This window comes from Streptomyces sp. NPDC042201, assembly GCF_055582185.1.
Genome location: NZ_JBVJDS010000011.1, coordinates 122,136 through 145,882 on the forward strand (window position 1 = coordinate 122,136; position 23,747 = coordinate 145,882).

Consider the following 23,747-nt stretch of genomic DNA (forward strand, 5'->3'; position numbering starts at 1 on the left):
GCTGGGGGGGCTGGTCAGGCGGCGGTGGCGGGGGTGTGGAAGTAGTGGCCCTTGTCGAGGTCTTCGAGCAGGCCGGGGTGGGTCGGCTGCCAGTCCAGCAGTTCGCGGGTCAGGGTGTTCGACGCCGGCATGTCGAGGCCGAGGAAGGCACTCAGCCAGGTGAAGTGCTCGGCCGCGGCCTCGGGGGCCACGGAGGTCACCGGCACGTCGAGGTGGCGGCCGATCACCTCGGCGACGTCCCGGATCGCGACGCCCTCCTCTGCGACGCCGTGCAGCACCGATCCGGCGGGGGCCTTCTCGACCGCCAGACGGAACAGCCGTGCCGCGTCAAGGCGGTGGACCGCCGGCCAGTGGTTGGCGCCGTCGCCGATGTAGCCGGAGACGCCCTTGGCGCGGGCGATGGCGACCAGGGTGGCCATAAAGCCGTTGTCTCCGTCGCCGTGGCAGGTCGGGGAGAGCCGCACCACGGATGAGCGCACGCCGCGCGAGGCGAGGGTGAGCACTGCCTGGGCGGTGGCCGATCGGATCGACATCGGCGAGGCATCGATCGTGGGCATGTCCCGCTCGGCCGCCACACGCCCGGGCGCGAGGCCGGCCACGCCGGAGGCGAGGACAAAGGGACGGTCGGTGCCGGCGAGCGCGTCGCCGAAGGTATCGACGGCGCGGCGATCGGCCTCGGCGGCGCCCTGGAAATCGCCGGTGAAGGCGATGTCGTGCTTGAAGGCGAGGTGGATCACCCCGTCCGACGCAGCGGCCGCGTCCCGCAGGACGTCAAGATCGTCGATGGTGCCGCGGACGACCTCCGCGCCGGCGGCGGTGAGCGCGTCGGCGGAGGCGTCGGAGCGGGCGAGGCCGACGACCTGGTGCCCCGCGTTGATGAGCTCGGGAACGACGGCGGAGCCGATCCAGCCCGACGCGCCAGTCACAAAGATGCGCATGGAGAAACCCCAAAGGTGTTGATGTCAGTTACTGTCATCGACGCTACACCCGATGTCAGCCGCTGTCATCACGTAGGATCTGGGCATGGGTAGGTGGGAGCCGAACGCGCGCGAGCGCCTGGCGAAAGCAGCGCTGGAGCTCTACAGCGAGCGCGGGTTCGAGCAGACCACCGTGGCGGAGATCGCCAAACGGGCCGGGCTCACGGAGCGGACCTTCTTCCGGCACTACGCCGACAAGCGCGAGGTGCTGTTCGCCGGCTCCGGCGAGCTGCAGGAGCTGTTCGTACGGGCGGTCGCCGACGCTCTGGAGTCCGCGGCGCCGATCGACGCGCTGGCGGTGGGCCTGGACGCGGTCTCCGAGATGTTCGCCGACCGCCGTGACTACGCGCGTACGCGACAGGCTGTGATCATGGCGAACGCGGAGCTCCAGGAGCGCGAGCTGATCAAGCTCGCCTCGATGTCGGCCGCGCTCGCCGACACCCTGCGCCGACGCGGCGTTACGGAGCCGGCCGCGAGCCTGACCGCCGAGGCGGGGGTCGCCGTCTTCAAAGTCGGCTTCGAGCGCTGGATCGTGGCGACCGAGGAACGCGAGATGTCGCGGTTGATGCGGGAATCACTTGACGAGCTCAAGGCGGTGACTGCGGGCGGCTAGGTGTACGCCAAGGCCCACGCCGGGGACGATCGCTCGGTACGCACAGCGGCGTTCGACGCGATGGCGACGGGCGCGTGGGACCTCGCGCCCGGCCCCCGTCGTACGGCGGACGCCCAGGCGGGCAGCGCACGGACGCGAGCCCGAACGGGGACGGACTCACCGTAAACCGGTTGAGGTCCGGAACACCGTGGACCGGCTGCGGTCCGGCACGCCGGGAGCCGGCGCGCGGTGGTGCGCCGTGGCGCGTGGTGGTGTTCACGCCCTACCCCCCAATCAGGGCGTGAACACGGTCCCGACTCTAGGTTCCGTGCGGCGGACGGGCGAGAGTCAGACTGCACAGCCGGACCGGCCGGCGGTTTCAGAAGTTCCTGTCAGGGCTTCCGCCGTCGAGGTCCTCGAGGACCTCGACGGCCAGCCACAGGTCATGACGCGCGTTCGGAACCCGTAACAGCGACCGGCGCAGGATCTGTTCGAGCCGCGTTATTCGCTTACGGGCTCCCGTCACCGACACACCGAGGGCCTGTGCCGTCGTACTCAGCCGGGTGTCGTTCCGCAGCCAGGTGCGCAGCGTCGTCTCCAGCGCGGGCGCGTCCTCATGTACGGGCCGCAACTGCGTCAGTGCCCATTGCCGTACGGCCGGCAGGCGCAGCAGCGCCTCGAAGGGTTCCTCGGCCGGAGCCGACAGCGCCAGCCCCGCCATGCCCACCGGCTCGTGGTCCGTCACGCGCGGCAACGCTCCGATCCGCAGCGCCAGATCGAGCTTCGCCTGGTCACCCACCAGCTGCAGGTCCAGCCCGAGGAGTTCCTCGACGCGACGGAGGCGCGACGCCAGGGTGTTGCGGTGGATCTTCAGATACCGGGTCGCGGCCGACGAGAAGGCCAGCCACGACCGGACCGTGTCGGTCAGCGTGCGGCCGTCGGGGTCGGTGCCCCGGGCGGGAACGTACCCGGTCAGCGGCCCCAGCAGGTGGTCGGCCCAGACGCGGCCCTGGCGGCCCGCCACGACGGGCAGCCCCAGCGCGGCGTCGAACCGCGCCCACCGCTCGGCGCGGCCACGGGCCACCGCGAGAGCGTGGAAGGCCTGTTCGTAGCCGACGGCCGTATCACGCAGCGCCAGCGCGTCGCCGGCCCCCACGACACAGCCCTCGATCTCGGCGGCGAGCGCGGCTTCCAGGGGGCGGGCGTCGGCGGGGACGGAGGTCGCCGACGCGACCACGAGCACATGGTCGGAGTAGACGGGACACCGTACGATCCACGCCCGGCCGCCGGTGAGTTCGGCGCAGATACGGATCGTCTCGGCGCGCCGGTCGACGCCGCACTCGACGACATGGAACCGGGCCGGATCGTAGAGGCGCGGCGCGAGGACGCCCGCGATCTGGTGCGCCGTCGTAAGGTTCCCGGACATCAGCAGATGCAGCACGGCTTCCCGGCCGCGCGCGTCGGCGACCTCCACGCGCCGCCGGGTCCGTTCGGTCTCCTTCGCCGACCAGCTGACCCCGAGCAGCGGCCCCGCGTCGGCCGGGGCGGCCGTCCCGAGGGGGTCCGGTCCGACGACCACGAGGACCAGTCCGTACGGGACGGAACCGGACTGGACTGTTCCGGGCTGGACGGATCCGGACTGGTCCCCGGGTATGTCGACGGCCAGCAGCGCGCCCGAGCGGCCCGGGGACTCGCCCACCACGAACGTACGCAGCCCCCGCTCGCGCATCACGCGCAGCCCGTCGGCGACGAGCGCCATCACATCGGAGTCGTACTGCCGAGATGACGCCTCCTGTACGCCGCCGGCCAGGTCCACCAGCCCGACCCAGCACCCCGTCCGGCGCGCCAGCCACCGCAGCAGCGCCTGTACGCCGTCCGCCTTGCCGGCCAGCCGGTACATGGTCAGGATGTCGGCCGCGCGCCGGGAGTCCGGGGACGGCACCGCTCGCACATCCACGCCGTACCTCTTCGCCTCGCCGGTCAGTGTGTCGGGTCCTGGCAACCCGCCACGGAAGGACACCCATTGTCCCCGCCGCAGCGGGACTTCTACCCCGGCCCCGGAGCCCGGCCCAGCGCAGCGTCGCCCGCCTGCTCGCGACTGATCCGTCGCGCCGCTCGAAGTGCCGGGGCTTCGTGACCGTTGCTGCTTTCCGTGATGCGTTCAGTGGTCAGCTGGCATAATTTCTGCGGTCCCACGACCGGACCTCACGGAGGCTTTGATGCAGACCGCTTCGTTGCCGTACATCGACGAGCACGCGACGGTCATTGCGGCGGGGGCCGACGACGTCTGGCGCGGTCTGGGTGACACACTGGACCGGTCCTTTTCCCGTCCTGGCATGGCCCTCTACGCGAGACTGGTCGGTTCCGCCGACCGCACGGCGTCCGGGCCACGGCCCCTCGCCGAGGGCTCCACGTTTCCCGGGTTTCGGGTAGCCGCCGCGGTCCCGGGACGTGAGTTGGTCCTTGAGGGGCGCCATCGTTTCTCGTCCTACGCCCTGATCTTCCGCCTCGAACACGTTGGTCCAGGTCAATCCCGGCTGCGTGCCGAAAGCCGAGCTGCCTTTCCCGGCGTGGCGGGCCGCTGCTACCGCGCGCTGGTCATCGGGACGGGCGGACATGTGGTGGGTATGCGGCGCCTGCTCTCAGGAATCCGCCGTCGATCCGAGTAGCACCAGAGCGTGTTACTACAACCGTGGCAAGGCCCTCTGCCACCGCGTGGGCAGCAAAGACACCCCCGCCCTGGACCGCTGCGTACACCCGCGCGAACATCCCTGCTGCCCAGCCAACCCCGGCCCGCCTCTACCCCGCTGAACGACCACCCGGCCTGGCCTGCTCAATGTCGGCGGCCGGATACGGTGTCCGCTTGCCAGCAGTAAGCAGGCGGTGGTGGAACCTGTCCAGCACCATGGCAGCCCGGGCGTGCCGGTCGATGATCGCGGCGAGCGCGGGCACGACCCCCTCGGACCTTTCACCCGCGATCCAGTTGTGCAGGAAGGCCTCGTGGTCCACGTTGCCGCGCACGCCGTCGGGTAGATGGTGGCGAAGCAAATGGTTCGCGATGTAGCAGCCGTCATAGGCGAGATGGTCGCTCAGGAACTCGGCCTCGTCCTCCGAGAGTTCGAACCCGGAGCTCAGGGCGAGACCGAAGTCCGCGAAGTAGATCAACCGGCCGTCGGTCAAGACGTTGTTGAAGTGGGCATCAAAGTGGACGAGCCCGCGGGAGCTCATGAATGCGGCTCCGCGCGTCAGGACTTCCTCCACCCACGCGTACGTCGGCCCGACTTCGACTTCCGGAGCGGCCTTCCGTTGGTCGCTCAGCCATACGGAGAGTGTGTGCGGGACGTGTTCCAGGAAGATCACAAGACTGGAGGAGGACCGGCCGATGGCCTCCAGCCGCTCGCGTACGGCTGACGAGCCCTCCCAGTGCGCGACCGCCCCGTCGATACCCCCGAACGCGTCGGCGAATCCGTGGGGGTGGGAGTCCGGCAGAACTCGCCAGTGGTACATCAGCGGGAAACCCTCGTACTCGTTCCCGAGGACCCAATTGGTGGTCATCGTGTGCACGGCCAGTTCGCGCCAGGCTCCGAAGCCGGATGAGCCCACCCCGTACTGATAGAACATCGGCAGTCCAAAGAGGTTCGCCGTCGACCGTGCGTTCTCCGGCCGCATCTCGATGTCCGTCAAGGGGACTCGCTTGACGAAGACTCGGACCCCACCGACCGTGAGCTCCGCCGACCTGCCCCCGATGCCCGGCCCGAGAGGGGTAGCTGCGGCCACGACTTCGCCGAGTCGACGGTCGCTCAGCAGCGACAAGTGGGTGGAGACGGATCCGTACGTGGCCAGGCGTGCGACATACCGCGGGTCAGGGTGGTCCATCACGGCTCCTCAATGCCGGAACCATCAGCATCAGCGATCTTCCGAGTGTGATCGACCCTATCCGTGGCGGCCGGTCGGCATCCTGAGCACCGATGCGTCACGGCCCGACTGGGCCGTCCATGCCTCCGCACACACACCCGCCCGGAGGGCCAAGCGGTGCGCGCCCGGCGGTCAGGTGGTCTTGGTCTGGCCGCCGTCGATGAGGAACTCGGCGCCGGTGATGTTGCCCGCCAGAGGGGAGGCGAGGAAGACCACCAGGTCGGCCACCTCCTGGGGTTCGGTGACCCGGCCGGTGGTGATGCCCATGCTCTTCGGGATCACCACGTCGATGGCCTCCTGGGCGGTGGTGCCCGCGGCGGCGGCTGTGGTGTCGGCGAAGCCGCCGGGGGCCGTCCAGAAGGGGGTACGCACCGGGCCGGGGGCGACCGAGTTGACGCGTACGCCGCGTGGGGCGAACTCCTCGGACAGGGACTTGGTGAGGTTGGTGAGCGCGGCCTTGGCGGCGGAGTAGTCGACCACCGTGGTGAAGGGGAGCCGGGCGTTGACGGAGCTGATGTTGACGATGGACCCGCCGCCGTCGGCCAGCAGATGAGGCAGGGCCGCCCGGCTGGCGCGCACGGCGCCGAAGAGGGAGAGGTTGAAGATCCGCTGCCATTCGGCGTCGTCGACGTCAAGGAAGCTGGAGCGCGCTTTTGCGGCCCCCAGGCCGTTGACCAGGATGTCCAGCCGGCCGTGGACATCCACGGCGCGTTGCACCAGCGTCGCCGGGCCGTCGGGGGTGGCCAGGTCGGCCAGGACGACGGTCACGTCGTACCGGTCGACCAGTGCCTCCAGTTCCGGGGTGGAAGTGCGGCTGCCGGCCACCACCTTGGCGCCCTCCCGGCCGAGGGTCTCGGCGACGGTCAGACCGATGCCCTTGCTGGCTCCGGTGACCACGGCAACCTTGTCCTCCAGGTGGAGGTCCATGGGGGCATCCCTTCTTGATCGATCGGTACAGACTGAGCGTAGGCAGAGGCAGGCCCGAGGGGCCTGCTGGAGCGCCGCCGAACGAGGCGACTCCTGGCTTGCCCAATCACGTACATGCCCGATCCCTTCCCCGCCGCGTACGTGCTGGGGCGGGTGGGCACCTAGGGCAGAGCCGCTGCACGTCAAGAGCCTCGCCGTCCTCGTACGCGCCGTCCGGGACGGGCTGATCACCATCAACTCGGTCCCTGTGACCGGGTCGCAGCGCCAGTAGGTCCAGGCGACGGAGTTCACGATCATGGGGACCAACAGCGCATCGGAGGATTGCTCCGCGACCTCTATCGCGCGCTCCAGGCTCGTCAGGGCGAGATCCGCCTTGCCCATGCGCACGGCTACGTGGCCGCCGAGTCGCAGGGCTTTCACCAAGGCCGCGAACCCCGCCGAGCGGTCGTCGACGCTCCCCGACACCGTGGCAGAGCGCGCTTCGGCGATCAGGTCGGGGAGGGTCTTCATCACTGTGCCGAACTCGGCCGCGTGGTCGCCTCCAACGAGTCCTGCGGCGGCTGGACGAAGACCTTCACCGACTCCCGTCTCTGCGCGGCCATCGTCGACCGCCGTCGACCGCCTGACCTTCAACGGCACGATCATCGAGACCGGCGCCGACTCCTACCGCCTGGCTACCACCCGTGCGCGAGCCGAACAGGTTCAAGCCGGCTGACGAGACACGGCCGCAGCGGCCGTCGCCTGCTGCCGATTGAGCTTCTCCGAGACGCGGTCGCGGAGAAGCTCGTACTCCTGTCGGAGCCTGCGCCATTCGGTCAGGGGCGGGCGGGGAATCGCGATGCCTCCGGTGACGATTTCCTCCGGCCCGAACTGCTCGCGGGTGAGGTCGATCTCCATGCCCATGCCCAGGCGGTTCCACCAGTGGTAGTCCACCCGTTCGCCGTTGACGTGGACCTCTCCCCGGATCAACTCACCTCCCAGCAGGTCATTGAGCACCATGGAGGTCACCCCGCACTGATCCCGGGCCGGGTTGTCCTTGGACCAGCGCGATCGGAACTCAGGCGTGCACGTCTCGGCGCTCCAACTGCTGCGAACGGCTCGTTCGATGTCGGTGAGAAGCAACGGTCTCATGCCGGTGATCCTGTCAGCAGGCACTGACAACGGCCGGGCGCTGAGCGACACGGCAACCGCACACCCTCAAGGCGGTCGCGGGACCGACTCTCACGCGTACTCAGCGGCTCCCGCGATTGCCTGACCAGAACGGAGGGGCGGCTGAGCGAACACCGGGAATCCAGTTCGTCGAGAGAAACCGTTGATCAGTCAACTGCCCTACTCTATGGTCGCGTTAATCGAACGACCGCCCCCGGTCGGGAGTGCACCACCAGGAGCCCAGCCGTCCCCGGGCGGCGCGGAACAAGGGAGATCCATCATGGTCAAGCACTACGTCAAGTACGCGTTCAGCACGCTCACCGCGGCGATGTTCGCCAGCATGGTCTGACGCTCGGCCCCGGCCTGGACCGGGAAAACAACCCGGTCCAGGCATCAGGAGACCCCTTGTTCGGCACCGCCCTCAGTCAGCTCCGCTACGGCATGGCGATCCTGCGCAACCGTCGCATCCGCCCGCAGGACCTGGAACGCATAGCCCGCGACCTGATCGCGACCCTGGCCGAGTTCGGCGAGCCCGGGGCGGACTCGGCTCTGCTCCCCGGTCAGGCAGGGTCCGTCGACCCCGCCGTACGACGGACCGTCACGGAGCGCAGCCTGCGGGCCACCGCACGGGCCGCCGCCCAGCACACGGCCCACTACCGGCGGACCTTCGACGTCCTGGAACTCGACCCGAGCACCCTCACCCCGGAGACCTGGGACCGAATACCGGTCACACCCAAAGAGGCCCTGCGCGGTCTGCCGGCCGCCTTCGTGTCCGCCGCCTCCACTCCCGCGCTGATGGCGCTGACCACAGGGACCAGCGGCACCCCCACCACCGTCTGGTACTCCAGGGCCGAGGTGGAGATCGCGGTTGCCATGAGTACGGTCTCGGCCGTGCTCGGCCTGGGCCTGCGGCCCCGCCACACCATGGCGTACGCGGGCTGCTCCCGGGCGACCCTGCCGCTGCTCAACGTGGAGGAGTCGGTGACCCGGATCGGTGCCTCGTTCGTCCAGATCGGCACCGTGGACCCGGCCGTGGCGCTGGACCGGCTGGCCACCCCGCTCGGTCTGCGGGGCAAGGCCCCGCAGATCACCCATCTGACGGTCTCCGCGTCCTACCTCTCCGCCCTCGTCGAAGAAGCGGAGAGAAGCGGCTGGCACGCATCGGACTTCGGCCTGGAATCCATCGGCGTCGGCGGTGAAGTGCTCTCCGACCCGCTGAGGGAGCGGGCCGCAGCCGCCCTGGGCGCCCGGATCTCCACGGCGTACATGATGACCGAGACCCTCCCCTCGGGCGGTACGCCGTGCACCGAGGGACATCTGCACCACACCACCGAGTTCGGGCACATGGAGATACTCGACCCCGTGACACACGAGCCGACGCCGCCGGGCGCCGTCGGCATCATCGTGCAGACGCCGTACGTCCCTTACCGGGACTGCACCCTGCTGCTGCGCTACGCGACCGGCGACCTGGTCGGGCGCCCCGAGGCCGAGCCCACGTGCGAGCTGGCCCATCTGCCCGCGACCTCGCCCATACTCGGCCGCTGGTCGGGTCCGCGGAGCATCGCGGTACCCACCCGGTCGGTGCTGAACCTGCTGGAGTCCGAGCCGGACATCCCGCTGCCGGCGCGCTACGCCCTGGTCGACCGGCCCGGGGGCCCTGTCCTCCATGTCCTGGTCCGCCGACTGCCCGCCGCCGCCCTGCTCGGGAGGCTGGAGGAGCGGGCCACAGCGGCGGGCCTCGCGCTGGACGGCATCGTGCTCCACGATGATCCGGCCACGCTGCCGCCGACCGGCCCGGTCCGCGCCGATCTGCGCGAGCACACCTTCGAGTCGGCCCGCCCCGCCGCCGTACGCGTGACGAGCCCGGCATGAGTACCGCCCTCGCCCTCGTGGGCCTCAACTGCGCCGTCGCCGCGATCACGGTGGCAGGTGCCGTCTACTTCGCGCGGGTCCGGATGCCCCGCCCCCCGGTCGGCAAGTACGAACTGCCCGACGTCGCCGTGATGACCGCCGTCGTGGTGGCGGCTCCCCTGGCGTATCTGGCAATGCCCCGGACCGCGGTGGCCGTCGTCTTCGGCCTGGTCCTCTGCGCGGCGCTCCAGTTCACCCTCGCGCCGCTGATCGGCGGGGGGCGGGCCTGGCTGGCCGCGACGGTCTCCGTGGCCACCACCGCCGGATGCGCGTTCGCGGACCTGCCGGTCGCCGTGACGGCTCTGACCGACGTACTGCTCGCCATCGCCGTGGTGGGAGTGGCCAACATGTGGGCGCAGAGCGGGATGCGCTCCGTCCACGCGGCGTGGTTCGCGGGCATGCTCTGCTGCTACGACCTGGTGGCAACCGGACTCACCTCCGTCATGGACCGGTTCGCCGCCCAGGTCATGGGACTGCCGTTCGCCCCACTGCTGGCAGTCACCCAGGGCAGACCACCGGTGGCGCTCGGACTGGGCGACCTGCTGCTCCTCGTGCTCTTCCCGCTGGTGGCGGTCAAGGCCTTCGGGCGGGCCGCGGGTCTTCTCGCGGCCGGGGTCGGACTGGCGGTGTCCGCGAGCGTCAGCCTGCTGTTCGGCCTGGGACTGCTGACGGGGGCGTTCCCGCTCCTGACGGCACTGGGACCGCTGATCGTGGTGCAGCACGTGTTGTGGTCACGGGCCAGGTCGGGCGAGCGGACCACCGCCGAGTGGCGCGCGGGAACACCGCGCACGGCGGCGGCCGATACCCCCACGGACCCCGACCCGGCGCTGCTCCAGGCGCTCGAACCGACCGGCGTGGATGCGCTGCGGGCGGAGCTGTCCCCGGGCGACTGGCTCGCGGTTGTCGACGGCCGGGCGGTGGGCAGCGGGAAGTCGCCTGGTCAGGCACGCAGGGACGCCCGGCTCCGCGGCTGTGAATCGGTGCCTGTGGTACGGCAGAACTGATCCGGGCTCGCGGGCCGGGGCGACGACGGGCAAGACCGGAGGGGCGGCGGCGGGGGCTAGGTGGCTTCGCGGCGGTCGTTGCCGTTCTTGGAGCCGGTAGCGGCTCACGCCAACTCCGCGGCCCGGGCGCCGACATCGGAAGCGCCGACGTCTTCACCGCGAGCGAGCTGCTCGAAGCGTGCCGGCAGGGCTCCGGGCCCCAGCTCCCGGCGGGCAGCTCCAGGCCCTCCCGGCGGGCAGCGCCAGGCCCTGCGCGTGCCTGACTGTCGTGCTGTACTGGCCAGATGAAGCGCAAGCACACGCGGGCGTTCGCCACCCGCGCTGAGCGGCCCGGCAAGGCGGCTTCCGATGCTGTCCCCGCCGATCGGGCCGAAGAGGTGCGCGCCAGGGTGCGGCTCATGATCGAGATCACCGCGCGGGCCGGATCGTACCGGAAAGGCCTGGTCAAAGCCGCCGAACGCCTCAGTCCTGAGGAAGCGGTGATCCTTGACGATCTGGAGCGGCACGGACTGCAGGTACCACAGTTGCGAGACGTGCTGCGCGGCGGCCATGTGCTGGTGGACGATCCGCGGCTGTACGAGAAGTGGCGGTTCACCAAGGGCAGCCATCCGCGGCTGTCCAGCCACCACCGCGACATCGACAAGAAGCTCTACCCCGACATCGGGATGCGCGGACAGGTCGTACGGGAGAAACTGCACGGCCGCACGACACAGGGCACCTGGGTGCAGCTGGAGAAGACCCCGGCCGCGTTCGGTGGGCCCAAACTGCCCCGTCCGAGCGACCTTCGGCACCTGGTGGACTACCTGGTGTACAAATTCACCGACAGTAACGTCGGGCCCTGGGGTCTGTCGCGGATGACCGAGCGGCGCCCGCTGTATCTCTCGCCGGTTCTGGCGGTGCCCACGTCCCTGACGCCGCCGATCGCGCGGTCTCTGACCCAGGCGCTGCGCCGGATCGAGGCGAACGACGACGTCACGGCCGTGTCCCAGGAACTCGCGGCCCGGTTCCCGCCACCGGACCGGCCGGATCTGGCCGGCGAGCTGGGCCAGGCGCTGTCCGGCAGGGCCGGCCGGGGCCTGTTCGGCAACTCCGACGTATGGGTGACGCAGACCCCGTCCCGTATCGCCGCCGCCGTTCTCCGTGAGAATCGCGCGGCGCCTGCCGTGGGCGGTTGGCCGGCAGGAGGTTCGTCATGAGCGACGATCAACGCGGCACTCCTTCGGCGTCACCGCCGGGGCCGGGCGAGGCGTCCGTTCCCCCAGGGCTGATCTCGGCCGTGGTGGATCTGGTGAACACCGGGCCGGTGCTGCTCGGTGCGTACACCATCGCCGAACTCACCGCTGTGGACGCGATCGTGGACTTCCTGGAGGCCCGGCCGTCGGACGACGAACTCGCCGAGGCCGTCCGCTCGTTGGCCGCACGCCAACTGCTCTTGGCGGGCTCCTCGGGCGAGGAGGTCCAAGTACGGGGAGACCTGGGCATCGCTGTGGCGTTGCAGCAGCGGGCCAGGAAGGTGCTCGACGCCCGTACGACCGGAACGGATCCGGGCGAGCCGTGGCGGATCCTGCTGCTCCCCCAGCCCGAGCGGATCTGCCTGATGGTCCGCATCGACGCGCTCGGCGTCCACCAGGTCGGCCTGTACAAGCTCGACGAGGCACTCCGTACGCTCACCGACTGGCTGCCCCGGGGACCGTCGGCGGATACCGATCCGTCGATGGACGCCGATGCCGTGCTCACCGGGTCGGAGCGTTCCGCGCTGGTCACCGTCACCCAGTACACCGCGCAGGGATCGGCCGAGACGGCAGGCACCAGCACCGACCTGATCCTGGCCCGTAACGAGGGGCGGCTGCACGTCCTTTCCCGGGATCCGCAGCACCGGGACAGGCTGGTGCCGGCCCCGGCGGGTGGCAGGGACGGTGTCCGCGACAGGCTGGTGGACCTCCTGGCCGCGTAAGGACTGCCCGCGCACGGCCAGGTGGGGTTCTCCGTCACGCCGGGCAGCTCCTGCCGGGATCCGTCAGGTAGCGGCTGCCGGGTGTGGGTCGCCGAGGTACGGGAACCGGTCCAGGGTGTCGGTGTGCGGCGTCAGACCGGTGGGCGGCGCCTCGTTCTTGGTGAGGAACGCGATGCGGACCTCGATGACGTCTTCCGTGAACGTACGGCCGTTAGGGTACGCGGCGGGCTTGGACGGGTCGAAGTGCAACACGTCCGGCAGGATCCCGTGCCCATCGAGCGCGGCCATCGCCTCCTCACGCGTGTAGTCGCCGGTGTGGCCCAGCAGGTGGACGAACTGGTCTGTCCACCGGGCCCGGTCGTTGACGGGCTCGCTGGCGTTGTACTCCTCCTTCGTGTCGTCGGTGTTGAAGAAGCTGCTCACCGACGGGTGCCCGGCCCGGTCCGCGTGAACGAGTTCACCGTCGCGCAGGACGCTGCACCGGCCCCAGATGTGCAGCTCGGGCTGAGGCGCCAGCATTGCGGTCGGCAGCTCAATCGCCATGGAGAAGACGTTGGCCGTGCTGTTGGAGTCGACGCCGGTCCACGGGGACTGCCCGCTCAGATGCGGTGCGGTGAAGTTCCGGCTGCCGCTGGTGTCGAACAGATTTTTAACACCGTCATAGTCGAAGAAGAAGGCGTCGCTGCGGCTGCCGGCGGCCACCTTGTAGTCGCCGCTCACGACCACGTTGGCCTGGGTGTCGAAGGAGACGGCGGCGTCCGACACGATCTTGGTGCCAACCGCCTCGGGCTTGCGGGACTCCGTACCGGTTGCCATGAAGACGCTGTAGGTCTGCGAGCCGTCGACTGCCGGCGGGCTGAAGACCCAGCTGAAGGCAAGGTCGGTCAGGTAGTCGCCGTCGTTGTCGATGTTCAGGCGGTATACGGCGTCGGGGTGCAGGGCATCTGCGTTGGGATTGGCGTTGAGGATGAGAACGGTCCTGCTCGGATCGCCAGCTGCCGCGAAGGCGTACAGGTCACACAGATCGAGGCGCTGGTCGCCGAGCGGCGGCCCGAGACTCAGGCCGGTGAAGTGATTGGACATGTCAGGCTTTCCTCTGCTCACTCGCTGGAAGACCGCCAGAGCGCGCGAACGGCCGCTCCGCCGCTCGTGAGGTGCACCCTCACCCGGGCTGTGCAGCCACGCTAGCCCGCCACAGCGGTCCGACCGTCGAGGGCGAAAGCGCCGCTGTCAAATGGCCCTCGAATGGGTCACCGCAGGGGCAACGACTGACGCCTGCGATGTGGAGTCCGGCTGGGTAGATGGTTACGCGGCCGGCCACGCCACCGCCCTCGGCGACTGTTCGCCGACGCGTCGTACCCGCCCTCGGATATTTCCCCGTCCGGATGATCACCAACGGCGCCGTCGACCGCACCGTCCACGGCTGGATCGCCGACGAACAGAGCCACGCCCGCCTCTTCACCGGCCCGCGCAGCGGACGCATCTCCACCGGCGTTCTCCGCGACGCCGTCCAAGAAATACGGAAAGGCGGTACCGGATTTCTCCGATACCGCTTGCGACCTACGTAAACGCTGGTCGGGACGACAGGATTTGAACCGGCTCGTCCACCCGTTCGGCAGCAGGACGCGCCTGCGGGCCGGGGCACCCCTAAGGGCTGTCCCGTAATCCGTGGCGGGCGCACGACGACAGCTACGGCACCTCGCTGCGTTGTCGGAACGCCCGAATACATCCAGTATGCGGACGTCCCTCCGCCTTGCGATGCACCGTATCTGACGCCGTGCGCTGATCCACCACGGATTACGGGACAGCCCTTAGCATGCTGACTGTGCGACCCAATCTCCCGAAGATCGAGGGCGGCCGGGTACAGGGCCTCCTGCAGCTCATCGAGGACGGCATCCACCTCGTCGTCGCTGCGTTCCTCGTACTGCTCGCGGGGCTCCTGACCGTCGGGGTCGTCCACGACGTCATCAGGTCGATCCAGGGTCCGTACCGCGAGGAGACGGTCGTTCTCTCCGCCCTGGACAACGGCCTTGTGCTGTTCATCGTGGCCGAGCTCCTCCACACCGTCCGCCTCACCATCAGGAACCAGACCCTCGACGCGGAGCCGTTCCTCGTCGTCGGCCTGATTGCCGGCATCCGCAAGGTGCTCATCGTGACGGCCGAGGCGGAGAGGTCCTTCCGGTGGAACGTCGAGGGGATCGAACTGCTCATCCTGGCGGGGCTGATCCTCGTGATGGCGACAGCAGCGTACGTGTGGCGGCGCTCGACGCGGCCGGGAGACTACTTCCCGCTCCAGGAGGCGCGGCGCTCCCCGTCGCCGGCGCCGTCACCCACCCGGGGCGCGGGTCCTGATCCGTCACCTTCCGCCGCCACGGCCGTCCGCACCCGCTGCTCCTCGCGAGCGGAGCCGACGTCCCGTTCCAGGGGTGTGCGGCTCACGGCTGTCGCGAGGTCCTGCAAGGCCCGCTTCTGCAGTTCCGCCCCGCGCCGCACCACCGGGCTCCGGTCCCCGGCCGCGGCGCCCTCCCACGCGTGGAGCGCCTCCTCCACGCGCCCCCAGTCCGGATTTCTGTGCTCGCGCACGTCGACTGCCGCCTGCTCGGTGTCCGCCTCCAGGGCCTCGGCGAACCGCTCCGCCTCGGGGACGAAACGGCTGTCGGCCCGCGGGACGTGGCTCTCCATGAGCATCGCCGCCCGGCCGAACCCCTTGAGCGCTTCCTGCGCCTCCTCCGCCTCGCGCGACGTCAGGCCCCGGGGGCGGACCGGTTCCTGCCTTGCCCGGTCGTATGCCTCCTGCCAGGCGGCACGTGCCTCCCTGCTCGCCAGCAGTGCCTTGCGCATGTCGGCGCGATGCTCCCGGGTCGGTTCGGCATGGCTGCGGAGCACCGCGGCCGCATAGCGGCCGTTGGCGGCGAGCCAGTCCGCAAGCCGGCCCGGCAGCCGGGGCGTCTCCCATGCGGGGAACACCACGTACGCCAGCATGGCCAGGGCCCCGCCGAGCAGGGTGAGCACCACCCGCTCCGGGACCGTCTGCTCCCATGCCTGGCCGCCCATGCCGAGCAGGAAGACGACGTACGCGGCAGTGAAGCACTGGGAGTAGGCGTAGCCGGTACGGACCAGCGTGTACGACAGACCTGCCGAGACCACCGCCAGCGCGCCGGACACCTGGGCGTCCGGGCCCAGAGCCCGCACCATCCCGGTGGCAAGCGCGACCCCCGTCAGGGTTCCGGCGAGACGGGCCACCGCACGCGCGTACGTCCGGTGGAAGTCCGGCCGCATCACCATCACGGAGGCGATGGGCGCCCAGTAGCCGTGGCCCAGGGGTAGCCGGGCGGCGATCAGATAGCCGAGCGTGGCCACCGCCGCCAGGCGGACGGCGTGCCGGAACACGGGCGAGTCCCGGCGGAGCTCACGGCGGACCGCCCGGACGACGACCGGGACCAGCCGGAACAGTGTCGGGCGCACCAGGAACTGGGCGCCCGCCGGGCCGGGCGGCGTGGGCGTCTTCCCGCGCGCGCCGCCGCTCCCAGCGATCTCCAACGCCTCGCCGAGCAGTTCCACGAGCCGCTCGGCGGCCTGCCGCGCGGGCCCCTCCAGCACCTCGTGCTCCTCGTCGACGCGCAGGACGTCCGCGCTCTTGGGCGGCACCTCGGCGGGAGTGCCGCGGCGGATCGAACGGGCGGAGGCGTCCAAGACATCGGCGGCCGCGTCGAGCAACTCCCGCGCGCGGTCCCGCCCGGGGCCCTCCGCCGGGGCGCCGACGTACGGGTCGGCGAGCGCGGCGACGACCGGCCGAATGCGCTCGGCGAGCCCCCGGGGGCCGTGGAGGACGGGGGGACGGGTGCGGGCCTGTGACGGCGTCACGGAGGCCGCGTCCCGGGCCGTCATCAACGGCTCCGGGTCGAACGGGGCAGTCGGGTCGTGCCGCAGCCGGCGGGCGTAGTCCGCCACGGCGGCCAGGGCGTCGGCGAGCGCGTCACGATGCGCCCCCCAACGACGGATCGGGAACAGCAAGATCAGCACGGCCTGCGCCACGCCCCCGAGTGCGATGACCCCGGCGTGCTCCAGGGCTTGCCCGACGCTCGTGGGAAGGGTGATGGTCACCAGCATGCTGCCGACCGTCGTCGCTGCGACGATCCCAGCGGTCGATCCGACGGCCCACGCCATCCCCGCGACAAAGGCCCATACGGCCAGCAGTGGGAGGAACGTCACGAGTCGCCCCGCCGCCAGGTAGCCCACGAAGGTGCTGATCGCCAGACCCGCGCCCGCGCCGAGCGCGATCACCTTGCGTGGACGCCAGGTGCGCTGGAAGGTGGCCCCACCCGCGGCGTAGGAACCGAGGGCGGCGGACGCGGCGTACGCAGGAGAGACCAGCCACAGAGCCGGCCCGACGACCATCGCCACCCCAGCGGCCGTGCGCAGCGCGAGCAGGGGCTCCAGCCGTGTCTCCTCGATCGCGAGCCCGGATCGCACGACCTCCCCGAAAGCCCGCAGCCACGTCACGGTGTGAGACTAGCCGGAACGCCCTGCCGGGACGCGTCGGCCTGGCTGAGGTGCGGCAGCCGTCGGGCAAGGAAGCCTCCCACACGGCCCGGGAACATGCTGGCGGCCGCAGCCGCTGGGACGGGGTGCTGCCACTGCGGACACTGCTGAGCGTCCGCCGTCCGTCCTCCGGGCCGGAGCGCGGGCAATCGCCGTTGTTTCAGGTCCGACCGGAGCGCGGGCGATTGCCCCCAGCCCCGGCCGGAGGACGGGCAGATCGCCACCCGTCCCCCGGACCGGTCCGGGGGAAACAGGCGGGACGGCCGGGCCGACCCCCGCCATGGGGCACAACCTCGCGACCTGGGGCTGAGCCGCCGGGGCGAGTGCGCCACCGGGAGGCGAACCACCACGTTCGCCGAAGGGCGCCGGCAGGGGTCACGTGAAGGCCCCGACTGGTTCGGGGGATCCCCAGCCGGGGCCGATCGAGAGTGGGTGCGAAGGGCGGTCGCCTCGCGGCGGGGGCTCCATAAGGCTTCAGTCGAACGATTGTCCTCATGGGCAAAGGGTGCGGCCCGGGGACACAGTTCCCTTCACACCCATATACGGACCACCGGTGAAGCACTCTCGCATGTTCCCTGGGAGCGGCTCATACCGGGATTCTCCGGACGATCGTGTGAGCGGGGCCCGGTGACGGCGCCTGTCGCGCGGTTCCCAGCGCGATCAGGTAATCAGGAACGGTGAACAAGGACGCGACCGACCCCTTCGTGCATGTCCGGGGCGCCAGTGAGAACAACCTGCGGAACATCGATGTCGACGTTCCGCGGGACGCGATGGTCGCCTTCACCGGCGTCTCCGGTTCGGGCAAGTCCTCGCTCGCGTTCCGCACGCTCTACGCGGAGGCCCAGCGGCGCTACTTCGAGTCCGTAGCACCGTACGCCCGAAGGCTGTTGCAACAGGTCGGCGCACCGCACGTGCAGGAAATCACCGGACTGCCACCGGCCGTGGCCCTGCAGCAGCGACGCGGGTCGCCCAGCTCGCGCTCGACGGTCGGCACCATCACCACGCTGTCCAATCTGCTGCGCATGCTGTACTCCCGCGCCGGCACCTATCCGCCCCGGGCCGCACGGCTGGAGGCCGAGTCGTTCTCACCCAACACCGCGGCCGGTGCCTGCCCGGAGTGCCACGGACTGGGCGTCGTGCACGACGTCGCCGAGGACCTGCTCGTCCCGGACCCCTCGCTGAGCATCCGCGAGGGGGCAATCGCCGCCTGGCCGGGCGCCTGGCAGGGCGCCAACCTGCGCAGTGTCGTGAGCGGCCTGGGGATCGACATCGACCGACCGTGGCGCAGGCTCAGGAAGAAGGACCGGAACTGGCTGCTGTACACGGACGAGCAGCCCTCCGTGTACATCAAGCCGGAGGAGGACCGCGTCGACTACGGCTACCAGGGCAAGTTCTGGAGCGCCCGCAAGCACGTCATGCACGTCCTCGCCGACTCCAAGAGCGAGAAGATACGCGAACGGGCGCTCCGGTTCGTCAGGAGTGTGCCCTGCCCCGAGTGTCACGGCAGCGGACTGCGGCCCGAGGCGCTCGCCGTGACCTTCGCCGGACGTTCCATCGCCGAGATCAACGCGATGCCGCTCACCGAGGTCGTGGCGCTGCTGCGGCCTGTCGCGGGGCGGTCCGAGGCCGACGCCACCACGTCGACCGCCCGATCCGGGGAGACGACCGAGGTCGCGGTCCGGATCTGCTGCGATCTGGTCGCGCGGGTCGACGTACTGCTCGACCTGGGCCTCGGATATCTCAGCCTCGGGCGCCGCTCGACGACCCTGTCGCCCGGCGAGGCGCAGCGCCTGCGGATCGCCACCCAGCTGCGCTCGGGGCTGTTCGGCGTCGTCTACGTCCTCGACGAACCCTCCGCAGGCCTGCACCCGGCTGACGCGGAACCGCTGCTGGACGTGCTGGACCGCCTCAAGGCGGCGGGCAACTCGCTGTTCGTCGTGGAGCACGACATGGACGTCGTACGGCGGGCGGACTGGGTGGTCGACATCGGCCCCGGCGCGGGCGAGGGCGGCGGACGCGTGCTGTACAGCGGCCCGGTCGCCGGCCTTGAGCGGGTCGGGGAGTCGGCCACGAGCCAGTACCTGTTCGGGCGCGCCCAGCCGCTCGATCACCGCCCGCGCACACCGCACGGCTGGCTGCACCTGAGCGGCGTCTCCCGCCACAATCTGCACGACGTGTCCGTCGACGTACCGCTCTGCGTACTGACGGCGGTGACGGGCGTGTCCGGTTCCGGAAAGTCGACGCTGGTGACGCAGGTGCTCGCCGAGGTCGTCCGCGACCACCTCGGACTCGTACCCGAGGAGCCCGACGAGGCGCAGCTGGAGGTCGACGTCCAGGACGCGTCGGGGGTCGAGTCGTTCGACCGGCTGGTCCGGGTCGACCAACGGCCCATCGGCCGAACTCCCCGGTCCAACCTGGCCACGTACACGGGGATGTTCGACGCGGTGCGCAAGCTGTACGCGGCGACGGACGAGGCCAGGGCGCGCGGCTACTCGGCCGGGCGGTTCTCCTTCAACGTGCCCGAAGGGCGGTGCGAGACCTGCCAGGGCGAAGGATTCGTCGCGGTGGAACTGCTGTTCCTGCCCGGCACCTACGCGCCGTGCCCGACCTGCGAGGGCGCCCGGTACAACGCCGAAACGCTGGAAGTCACCTACCGCGGCAAGAACATCGCGGAAGTGCTGGCGCTGTCCGTCGACGCCGCCGCCAAGTTCCTGTCCGCCGTCCCGGCCGCCTCCCGCAGACTGGAGACGTTGCGCGAGGTGGGACTGGGGTACCTGCGGCTGGGCCAGCCCGCGACGGAACTCAGCGGTGGTGAGGCGCAACGCATCAAACTGGCCACCGAACTGCAGCGAGCCCGCCGCGGGCACGCGCTCTACCTGCTCGACGAGCCGACGGCGGGGCTGCACCCCTCGGACATCGCGCTGCTGCTGCGACAGCTGCACCGGCTCGTCGGCGCCGGCAACACGGTCGTCCTCGTCGAGCACGACCTGGACACGATCGCCACCGCCGACTGGGTCATCGACCTCGGGCCGGGCGGCGGGGACGCGGGCGGGCGGGTGGTCGCGGCGGGCCCGCCGGCCAAGGTGGCGAGGGCCCGCCGCAGCGCCACCGCGCCCTATCTCGCGGCCCGGCTCGCGCGCTGCCATCGGCGGAACAGGTCGTAGACCCGGCCCCACGGCCCGTACTCGACGGGCATGTCCCGCCACGGAACACCGGTACGGACCCGGAACCGTATGCCGTCGATCAACTGCCGCCGAGGCCGGACAGGCGGCCGCCCCTCCCTGGCGCCCTCGGCAACAGCGGCTCCAGCACCGCCCACTGCTCGTCCGTGAGATCTTCCCGCCCCATACCGTGATCATTCACAGCCCAAGATCCATTTTCGATTAGTTGCGCCCGGAACCTGCGGTGCACCGCGTTCAGTTGAAGGACGTGCCCGTGGGTGAAGGAGCGCAGGAACGTGCCCAGGGTGGGGGCCTGCACCCCGTGCAAGGCGACCCGTAGGTCCGCCAGTCCAGCAGTGTGCCGCAGCGTCCGCCGTTCGGCGCCGGCATGCTGCGACCCGGTGTACGGGGCCCGGCCACTGCGCCGCTACATCTCCCACGAGGTCGAGACACTGGTCGGACGCGCCCTGCTGCGCGGCGACGTCCAGGACGGCACGACGGTCCGCGTCGACGCCGAACACGGAGAGCTGGTGGTCACCTACGACCAGCCCGAGGACGTGAAGAGAGCGCGGGCGGCATGAGCACGATGCAGGCGACGACCGTCAGTTGTCCGAACTGCGGGCGCACCAACCGAGTGCCCGTGACCGCGGAGGGCCGCCCCAAGTGCGGCCACTGCAAGCATCCCCTACCGTGGATGGTGGACGCGGGCGACGGCGACTTCACCGAGGTCGCCGGGCGGGCCGACGTCCACGTCGTGGTCGACCTGTGGGCCACCTGGTGTGGCCCCTGCCGCATGGTCAGCCCCGCGCGGGAGAAGGTCGCCACCGATCCCGCCGGCCGAATCAAACTCGTCAAGGTCGACGTCGACAAGAACCCGCGGCTGTCGCAGCGTTTCGGGGTCCAGGCGGTACCGACACTGCTCGTCCTCGACCAGGGCGAGACGGTCGCCCGGCAGGCGGGGGCGGCGCCCGCCCCCGCTCTGCGCCAGTGGGTGGAACAGTCGATCACGGCCCGGGAAGGGTGATCCGGATGACCCTGCACGCAGACCCCCACCTCGCGCTTGTCCGGCCGGTCCAGCCGCTGACCCCAGAAGGGTGTCAGGAGTGTCTGCTGCTCGGCTCCCCGTGGGTCCACCTGAGGCTCTGCCTGACCTGCGGGCACGTCGGCTGCTGTGACTCCTCGCCGAACAAGCACGCGCGTAGGCACGCAGCTGCCGACGCCCATCCGATCGTGCAGTCGTTCCAGCCCGGCGAGGAATGGCGCTGGTGCTACGTTCACGAGGCGTTCGTCTGATGTCCGGCGACCAGTCGCTGCCGGGCGAAGAACCGGTGCCGGAGGAAGCGGACGAGGCCGTCTTCCGGGAGACCCCGGACATCTACGGCGCGTATCCGCGCCTTACGGAGGACCAGATAGCACGTCTGGCAGAGCACGGGCAACGCCGGAGCATGGCTCCGAACGACGTGCTGATCCAGGAGGGGGAGCGCTGCGAGACGTTCTTCATCGTCCTCAGCGGTACCGTCGCCGTCGTCGAGGACTACGGCACTCCCGAGGAGCGCGTGCTGCGCGTGCACGGCCCCGGTCGCTTCATCGGCGAACTCGGGCTGCTGCACGGACAGGTGGCCTTCTACACCGCTGTCGCCAGGGAGCCGGGCGAGGTCCTCGTCGTTTCCTTGGACCAATTGCGCCACCTGGTGTCCCAGGACTCCACCATCGGGGACGTCGTGCTGCGCGCCTGTCTGGGCCGTCGCGCGCTGCTCGTCGGACAGGGCGCCGGCTTCCGCATCATCGGCTCGCGCTACTCGCCCGACACCCGGCGGCTGCGCGAGTTCGCCATCCGCAACCGGCTGCCGCACCGCTGGATCGACCTGGAGACCGACGAGGAGGCCGAGGAGCTGCTGCGTCGCTTCGGCGTCGGCCCGGAGGAGACACCGCTCGTCATCTGGCGGGACACCACCCTGTTGCGCAACCCCAGCAACGCGGAACTGGCCCGGCTCATCGGCCTGCCGTCACTGCCCGCCGGAAACCGTTACGGCGACGTCCTCATCGTCGGCTCCGGACCCGCCGGCCTCGCTGCCGCGGTGTACGCCGCCTCCGAGGGCCTGAGCACCACCGTGGTGGAGGCGATGGCCACCGGCGGCCAGACCGCCACGTCGTCCCGCATCGAGAATCTGCTCGGCTTCCCCGCCGGCATCTCCGGCGCTGAACTCACCGAACGCGCCGTGCTCCAGGCCGACAAGTTCGGCGCCAGGATCAGCATTCCGGTGGAGGCGACCGGTCTCCATCCCAAGGACGAGGACCACTACGTGGTGGCGTTCGCCGACGGCAGCGAGATCGCCGCCCGCGCCGTCGTCCTGGCCACGGGTGCCCGCTACCGCCGGCTCCAGGTGCCCGGTATCGAACGCCTGGAGGGAACGAGCGTCCACTACTCGGCGACCGTCTACGAGGCCCAGCAGTGCCGCACCGACCCGGTGGCCGTCGTCGGCGGAGGCAACTCGGCGGGCCAGGCGGTGCTGTTTCTCGCCGGGTACGCGCCAAAGGTGCACCTGCTGGTCCGAGGACCCAGCCTTGAGGCCGGCATGTCCCGCTACCTGGTCGACCAGGTCGAGCGCCATCCGCAGGTGGAGGTCATGCTGCACACCGAGGTCACCGAGGTCATCGGCCAGGAGGTGCTGGAGGAGCTCGACGTGGTCGACAACCACACGGGCGAGCACCGCCCGCTCGCCGTACGGGGCCTGTTCGTCTTCACCGGCGCCGACCCCCACACCGAGTGGCTCGCCGGCATCATCGCCCTCGACTCCCACGGTTTCGTCCTCACCGGCCCGGAGGCCCAGGAAGCCTGCGCCTACCCCGAGGTGTGGCACGGGCGCGGGCGCTCGTGCATGACCCTGGAGACCAGCCTGCCCGGGGTCTTCGCGGTAGGGGACGTCCGTAGCGGCTCGGTAAAGCGAGTGGCCTCGGCGGCCGGTGAGGGCGCGATGGCCATCCACTTCGTGCACCGCCACCTGGGGCACTCGGCCGTACCCGGCACCACGGGCACGTCCGCTGCCGGGGGCGGCTCGGACGTCTCCCCACGCATACGTCACAAGGAGTCCGCATGGCTCGCATGACGAAGGGCGGGCGATGAGATCACGAGAAGGAAGAAGGGGGCGATGGCCGTGCCCGTCCGGCGCCACCGCGGTGGTGGTCTGCAGGAAAGGCCCGTCCGGGCACCCACCCCTCTCAGTCCCCTGGTCGAGTTCGACGAACTGCTCAACCAGATGAGCGGCCTGCTGGAGTCGACGGTGGGCGCGACACCCGCGGCCGCGTGGACGCCTCTCGCGGACGTGTCGGAATCCGAGGACGCGTTCCACATAGAGATCGGTCCTGGCCGAGGGCCCCCATCAGCCTCGCCGTCCAGCCCGCCCCCGGACGCCGCCGCTAGACCGCGTGGTCCCCAAGAAACACGGAGAGGCGGTACCGGATTTCTCCGATACCGCCTGCGACCTGCGTAAACGCTGGTCGGGACGACAGGATTTGAACCTGCGACCCCTTGACCCCCAGTCAAGTGCGCTACCAAGCTGCGCCACGTCCCGATGCCCGTCTGACCTGCGATTTCCCCTGGCCGAACGCGCATGA

Annotated in this window: 17 protein-coding genes, 1 tRNA gene and 4 pseudogenes; 13 read left to right on the forward strand and 9 right to left on the reverse strand. The window is 70.5% G+C overall.

The features are described 5' to 3' along the window. Positions 1-14: 14 nt before the first annotated feature. A complete protein-coding gene (locus ACZ6MZ_RS25650) occupies positions 15-938 on the reverse strand; it encodes an SDR family oxidoreductase (protein WP_469354532.1) in 924 nt (307 codons plus the stop codon). Between the two features lie 85 nt (positions 939-1,023). Between ACZ6MZ_RS25650 and ACZ6MZ_RS25655 the strand changes: the two genes are divergently transcribed. Then, complete coding sequence (locus tag ACZ6MZ_RS25655; RefSeq protein ID WP_386875867.1) at positions 1,024-1,590, forward strand: TetR family transcriptional regulator; 567 nt, start codon at positions 1,024-1,026, stop codon at positions 1,588-1,590. A 358-nt stretch (positions 1,591-1,948) separates the two neighbouring features. Here the strand turns inward: ACZ6MZ_RS25655 and ACZ6MZ_RS25660 are convergent, their stop codons facing one another. Beyond that, a complete protein-coding gene (locus tag ACZ6MZ_RS25660) occupies positions 1,949-3,571 on the reverse strand; it encodes a helix-turn-helix domain-containing protein (protein ID WP_469354535.1) in 1,623 nt (540 codons plus the stop codon). A 217-nt stretch (positions 3,572-3,788) separates the two neighbouring features. Here ACZ6MZ_RS25660 and ACZ6MZ_RS25665 point away from each other — a divergent pair, with 217 nt between their 5' ends. Continuing rightward, positions 3,789-4,238 (forward strand): hypothetical protein, encoded by a 450-nt coding sequence (locus ACZ6MZ_RS25665; RefSeq protein ID WP_469354537.1) that lies wholly within the window; start codon positions 3,789-3,791, stop codon positions 4,236-4,238. Positions 4,239-4,368: 130 nt separating this feature from the next. Here the strand turns inward: ACZ6MZ_RS25665 and ACZ6MZ_RS25670 are convergent, their stop codons facing one another. Together ACZ6MZ_RS25670 and ACZ6MZ_RS25675 are read right to left on the reverse strand one after the other, a co-directional pair. After that, positions 4,369-5,445: a protein kinase family protein gene (locus ACZ6MZ_RS25670; protein WP_469354539.1), complete on the reverse strand. Its 1,077-nt coding sequence runs from the start codon at positions 5,443-5,445 to the stop codon at positions 4,369-4,371. Between the two features lie 171 nt (positions 5,446-5,616). Further along, positions 5,617-6,411, reverse strand: a complete 795-nt coding sequence (locus ACZ6MZ_RS25675) for an SDR family NAD(P)-dependent oxidoreductase (protein WP_469354541.1) — start codon at positions 6,409-6,411, stop codon at positions 5,617-5,619. A gap of 534 nt (positions 6,412-6,945) precedes the next feature. Here ACZ6MZ_RS25675 and ACZ6MZ_RS25680 point away from each other — a divergent pair. Next, a pseudogene (locus ACZ6MZ_RS25680) lies at positions 6,946-7,126 on the forward strand (ATP-binding protein); the annotation flags it as partial. Here the strand turns inward: ACZ6MZ_RS25680 and ACZ6MZ_RS25685 are convergent. Continuing rightward, the gene (locus ACZ6MZ_RS25685; protein ID WP_469354757.1) at positions 7,114-7,542 is read right to left on the reverse strand and encodes a YunG family protein; all 429 of its coding nucleotides are present in this window, start codon (positions 7,540-7,542) and stop codon (positions 7,114-7,116) included. The pseudogene ACZ6MZ_RS25680 and the gene ACZ6MZ_RS25685 sit on opposite strands and share 13 nt — an antisense overlap. Positions 7,543-7,965: 423 nt before the next feature. Between ACZ6MZ_RS25685 and ACZ6MZ_RS25690 the strand changes: the two genes are divergently transcribed. The 4 genes from ACZ6MZ_RS25690 (at position 7,966) to ACZ6MZ_RS25705 (ending at position 12,429) form a co-directional block, all read left to right on the forward strand. Next, positions 7,966-9,432, forward strand: a complete 1,467-nt coding sequence (locus tag ACZ6MZ_RS25690) for a phenylacetate--CoA ligase family protein (RefSeq protein ID WP_469354543.1) — start codon at positions 7,966-7,968, stop codon at positions 9,430-9,432. Beyond that, positions 9,429-10,475 (forward strand): hypothetical protein, encoded by a 1,047-nt coding sequence (locus ACZ6MZ_RS25695; RefSeq protein ID WP_469354545.1) that lies wholly within the window; start codon positions 9,429-9,431, stop codon positions 10,473-10,475. The genes ACZ6MZ_RS25690 and ACZ6MZ_RS25695 overlap by 4 nt, the downstream gene beginning before the upstream one ends. A gap of 284 nt (positions 10,476-10,759) precedes the next feature. Further along, positions 10,760-11,671 (forward strand): hypothetical protein, encoded by a 912-nt coding sequence (locus tag ACZ6MZ_RS25700; RefSeq protein WP_469354547.1) that lies wholly within the window; start codon positions 10,760-10,762, stop codon positions 11,669-11,671. Beyond that, a complete protein-coding gene (locus ACZ6MZ_RS25705; RefSeq protein WP_469354549.1) occupies positions 11,668-12,429 on the forward strand; it encodes a hypothetical protein in 762 nt (253 codons plus the stop codon). The genes ACZ6MZ_RS25700 and ACZ6MZ_RS25705 overlap by 4 nt, the downstream gene beginning before the upstream one ends. 63 nt (positions 12,430-12,492) lie before the next feature. On the opposite strand, the gene ACZ6MZ_RS25710 is transcribed toward ACZ6MZ_RS25705, so the two are convergent. Further along, entirely contained in the window at positions 12,493-13,512 is a 1,020-nt protein-coding gene (locus ACZ6MZ_RS25710; RefSeq protein ID WP_469354551.1) for a DUF4331 family protein, read from the reverse strand. 733 nt (positions 13,513-14,245) lie between these two features. On the opposite strand from ACZ6MZ_RS25710, the pseudogene ACZ6MZ_RS25715 reads away from it, so the two are divergent. Then, positions 14,246-14,683: pseudogene (locus tag ACZ6MZ_RS25715) on the forward strand (phosphate-starvation-inducible PsiE family protein); the annotation flags it as partial. Between the two features lie 26 nt (positions 14,684-14,709). Here ACZ6MZ_RS25715 and ACZ6MZ_RS25720 read toward each other — a convergent pair. Next, the gene (locus ACZ6MZ_RS25720) at positions 14,710-16,932 is read right to left on the reverse strand and encodes an FUSC family protein (protein WP_469354553.1); all 2,223 of its coding nucleotides are present in this window, start codon (positions 16,930-16,932) and stop codon (positions 14,710-14,712) included. Positions 16,933-17,648: 716 nt separating this feature from the next. On the opposite strand from ACZ6MZ_RS25720, the gene uvrA reads away from it, so the two are divergent. Continuing rightward, positions 17,649-20,135, forward strand: coding sequence for an excinuclease ABC subunit UvrA (uvrA, locus tag ACZ6MZ_RS25725; protein WP_469354555.1), 2,487 nt, complete (start codon positions 17,649-17,651; stop codon positions 20,133-20,135). Here uvrA and ACZ6MZ_RS25730 read toward each other — a convergent pair. After that, positions 20,108-20,319 (reverse strand): annotated as a pseudogene (locus ACZ6MZ_RS25730) (transposase); the annotation flags it as partial. The gene uvrA and the pseudogene ACZ6MZ_RS25730 sit on opposite strands and share 28 nt — an antisense overlap. Before the next feature lie 208 nt (positions 20,320-20,527). Between ACZ6MZ_RS25730 and ACZ6MZ_RS25735 the strand changes: the two are divergent. The 4 genes and pseudogenes from ACZ6MZ_RS25735 to ACZ6MZ_RS25750 all read left to right on the forward strand — a co-directional run. After that, positions 20,528-20,713: pseudogene (locus ACZ6MZ_RS25735) on the forward strand (hypothetical protein); the annotation flags it as partial. Then, complete coding sequence (gene trxA, locus ACZ6MZ_RS25740) at positions 20,710-21,156, forward strand: thioredoxin (protein ID WP_469354557.1); 447 nt, start codon at positions 20,710-20,712, stop codon at positions 21,154-21,156. The pseudogene ACZ6MZ_RS25735 and the gene trxA, both read left to right, overlap by 4 nt. 5 nt (positions 21,157-21,161) lie before the next feature. Next, on the forward strand, positions 21,162-21,425 hold the full coding sequence (locus tag ACZ6MZ_RS25745; protein WP_067378125.1) for a UBP-type zinc finger domain-containing protein: 264 nt from the start codon (positions 21,162-21,164) through the stop codon (positions 21,423-21,425). Beyond that, complete coding sequence (locus tag ACZ6MZ_RS25750) at positions 21,425-23,239, forward strand: FAD-dependent oxidoreductase (RefSeq protein ID WP_469354559.1); 1,815 nt, start codon at positions 21,425-21,427, stop codon at positions 23,237-23,239. The genes ACZ6MZ_RS25745 and ACZ6MZ_RS25750 overlap by 1 nt, the downstream gene beginning before the upstream one ends. A gap of 388 nt (positions 23,240-23,627) precedes the next feature. Here the strand turns inward: ACZ6MZ_RS25750 and ACZ6MZ_RS25755 are convergent. Beyond that, positions 23,628-23,704, reverse strand: a tRNA-Pro gene (locus ACZ6MZ_RS25755). Positions 23,705-23,747: the final 43 nt, after the last annotated feature.

What these genes read in the sequence shown, in the direction of transcription:
- ACZ6MZ_RS25650 (WP_469354532.1), bottom strand. Translation starts at nt 938, where the DNA reads ATGCGCATCTTTGTGACTGGCGCGTCGGGCTGGATCGGCTCCGCCGTC.
- ACZ6MZ_RS25655 (WP_386875867.1), top strand. Translation starts at nt 1,024, where the DNA reads ATGGGTAGGTGGGAGCCGAACGCGCGCGAGCGCCTGGCGAAAGCAGCG.
- ACZ6MZ_RS25665 (WP_469354537.1), top strand. Translation starts at nt 3,789, where the DNA reads ATGCAGACCGCTTCGTTGCCGTACATCGACGAGCACGCGACGGTCATT.
- ACZ6MZ_RS25670 (WP_469354539.1), bottom strand. Translation starts at nt 5,445, where the DNA reads ATGGACCACCCTGACCCGCGGTATGTCGCACGCCTGGCCACGTACGGA.
- ACZ6MZ_RS25675 (WP_469354541.1), bottom strand. Translation starts at nt 6,411, where the DNA reads ATGGACCTCCACCTGGAGGACAAGGTTGCCGTGGTCACCGGAGCCAGC.
- ACZ6MZ_RS25685 (WP_469354757.1), bottom strand. Translation starts at nt 7,542, where the DNA reads ATGAGACCGTTGCTTCTCACCGACATCGAACGAGCCGTTCGCAGCAGT.
- ACZ6MZ_RS25695 (WP_469354545.1), top strand. Translation starts at nt 9,429, where the DNA reads ATGAGTACCGCCCTCGCCCTCGTGGGCCTCAACTGCGCCGTCGCCGCG.
- ACZ6MZ_RS25700 (WP_469354547.1), top strand. Translation starts at nt 10,760, where the DNA reads ATGAAGCGCAAGCACACGCGGGCGTTCGCCACCCGCGCTGAGCGGCCC.
- ACZ6MZ_RS25705 (WP_469354549.1), top strand. Translation starts at nt 11,668, where the DNA reads ATGAGCGACGATCAACGCGGCACTCCTTCGGCGTCACCGCCGGGGCCG.
- ACZ6MZ_RS25710 (WP_469354551.1), bottom strand. Translation starts at nt 13,512, where the DNA reads ATGTCCAATCACTTCACCGGCCTGAGTCTCGGGCCGCCGCTCGGCGAC.
- trxA (WP_469354557.1), top strand. Translation starts at nt 20,710, where the DNA reads ATGAGCACGATGCAGGCGACGACCGTCAGTTGTCCGAACTGCGGGCGC.
- ACZ6MZ_RS25745 (WP_067378125.1), top strand. Translation starts at nt 21,162, where the DNA reads ATGACCCTGCACGCAGACCCCCACCTCGCGCTTGTCCGGCCGGTCCAG.
- ACZ6MZ_RS25750 (WP_469354559.1), top strand. Translation starts at nt 21,425, where the DNA reads ATGTCCGGCGACCAGTCGCTGCCGGGCGAAGAACCGGTGCCGGAGGAA.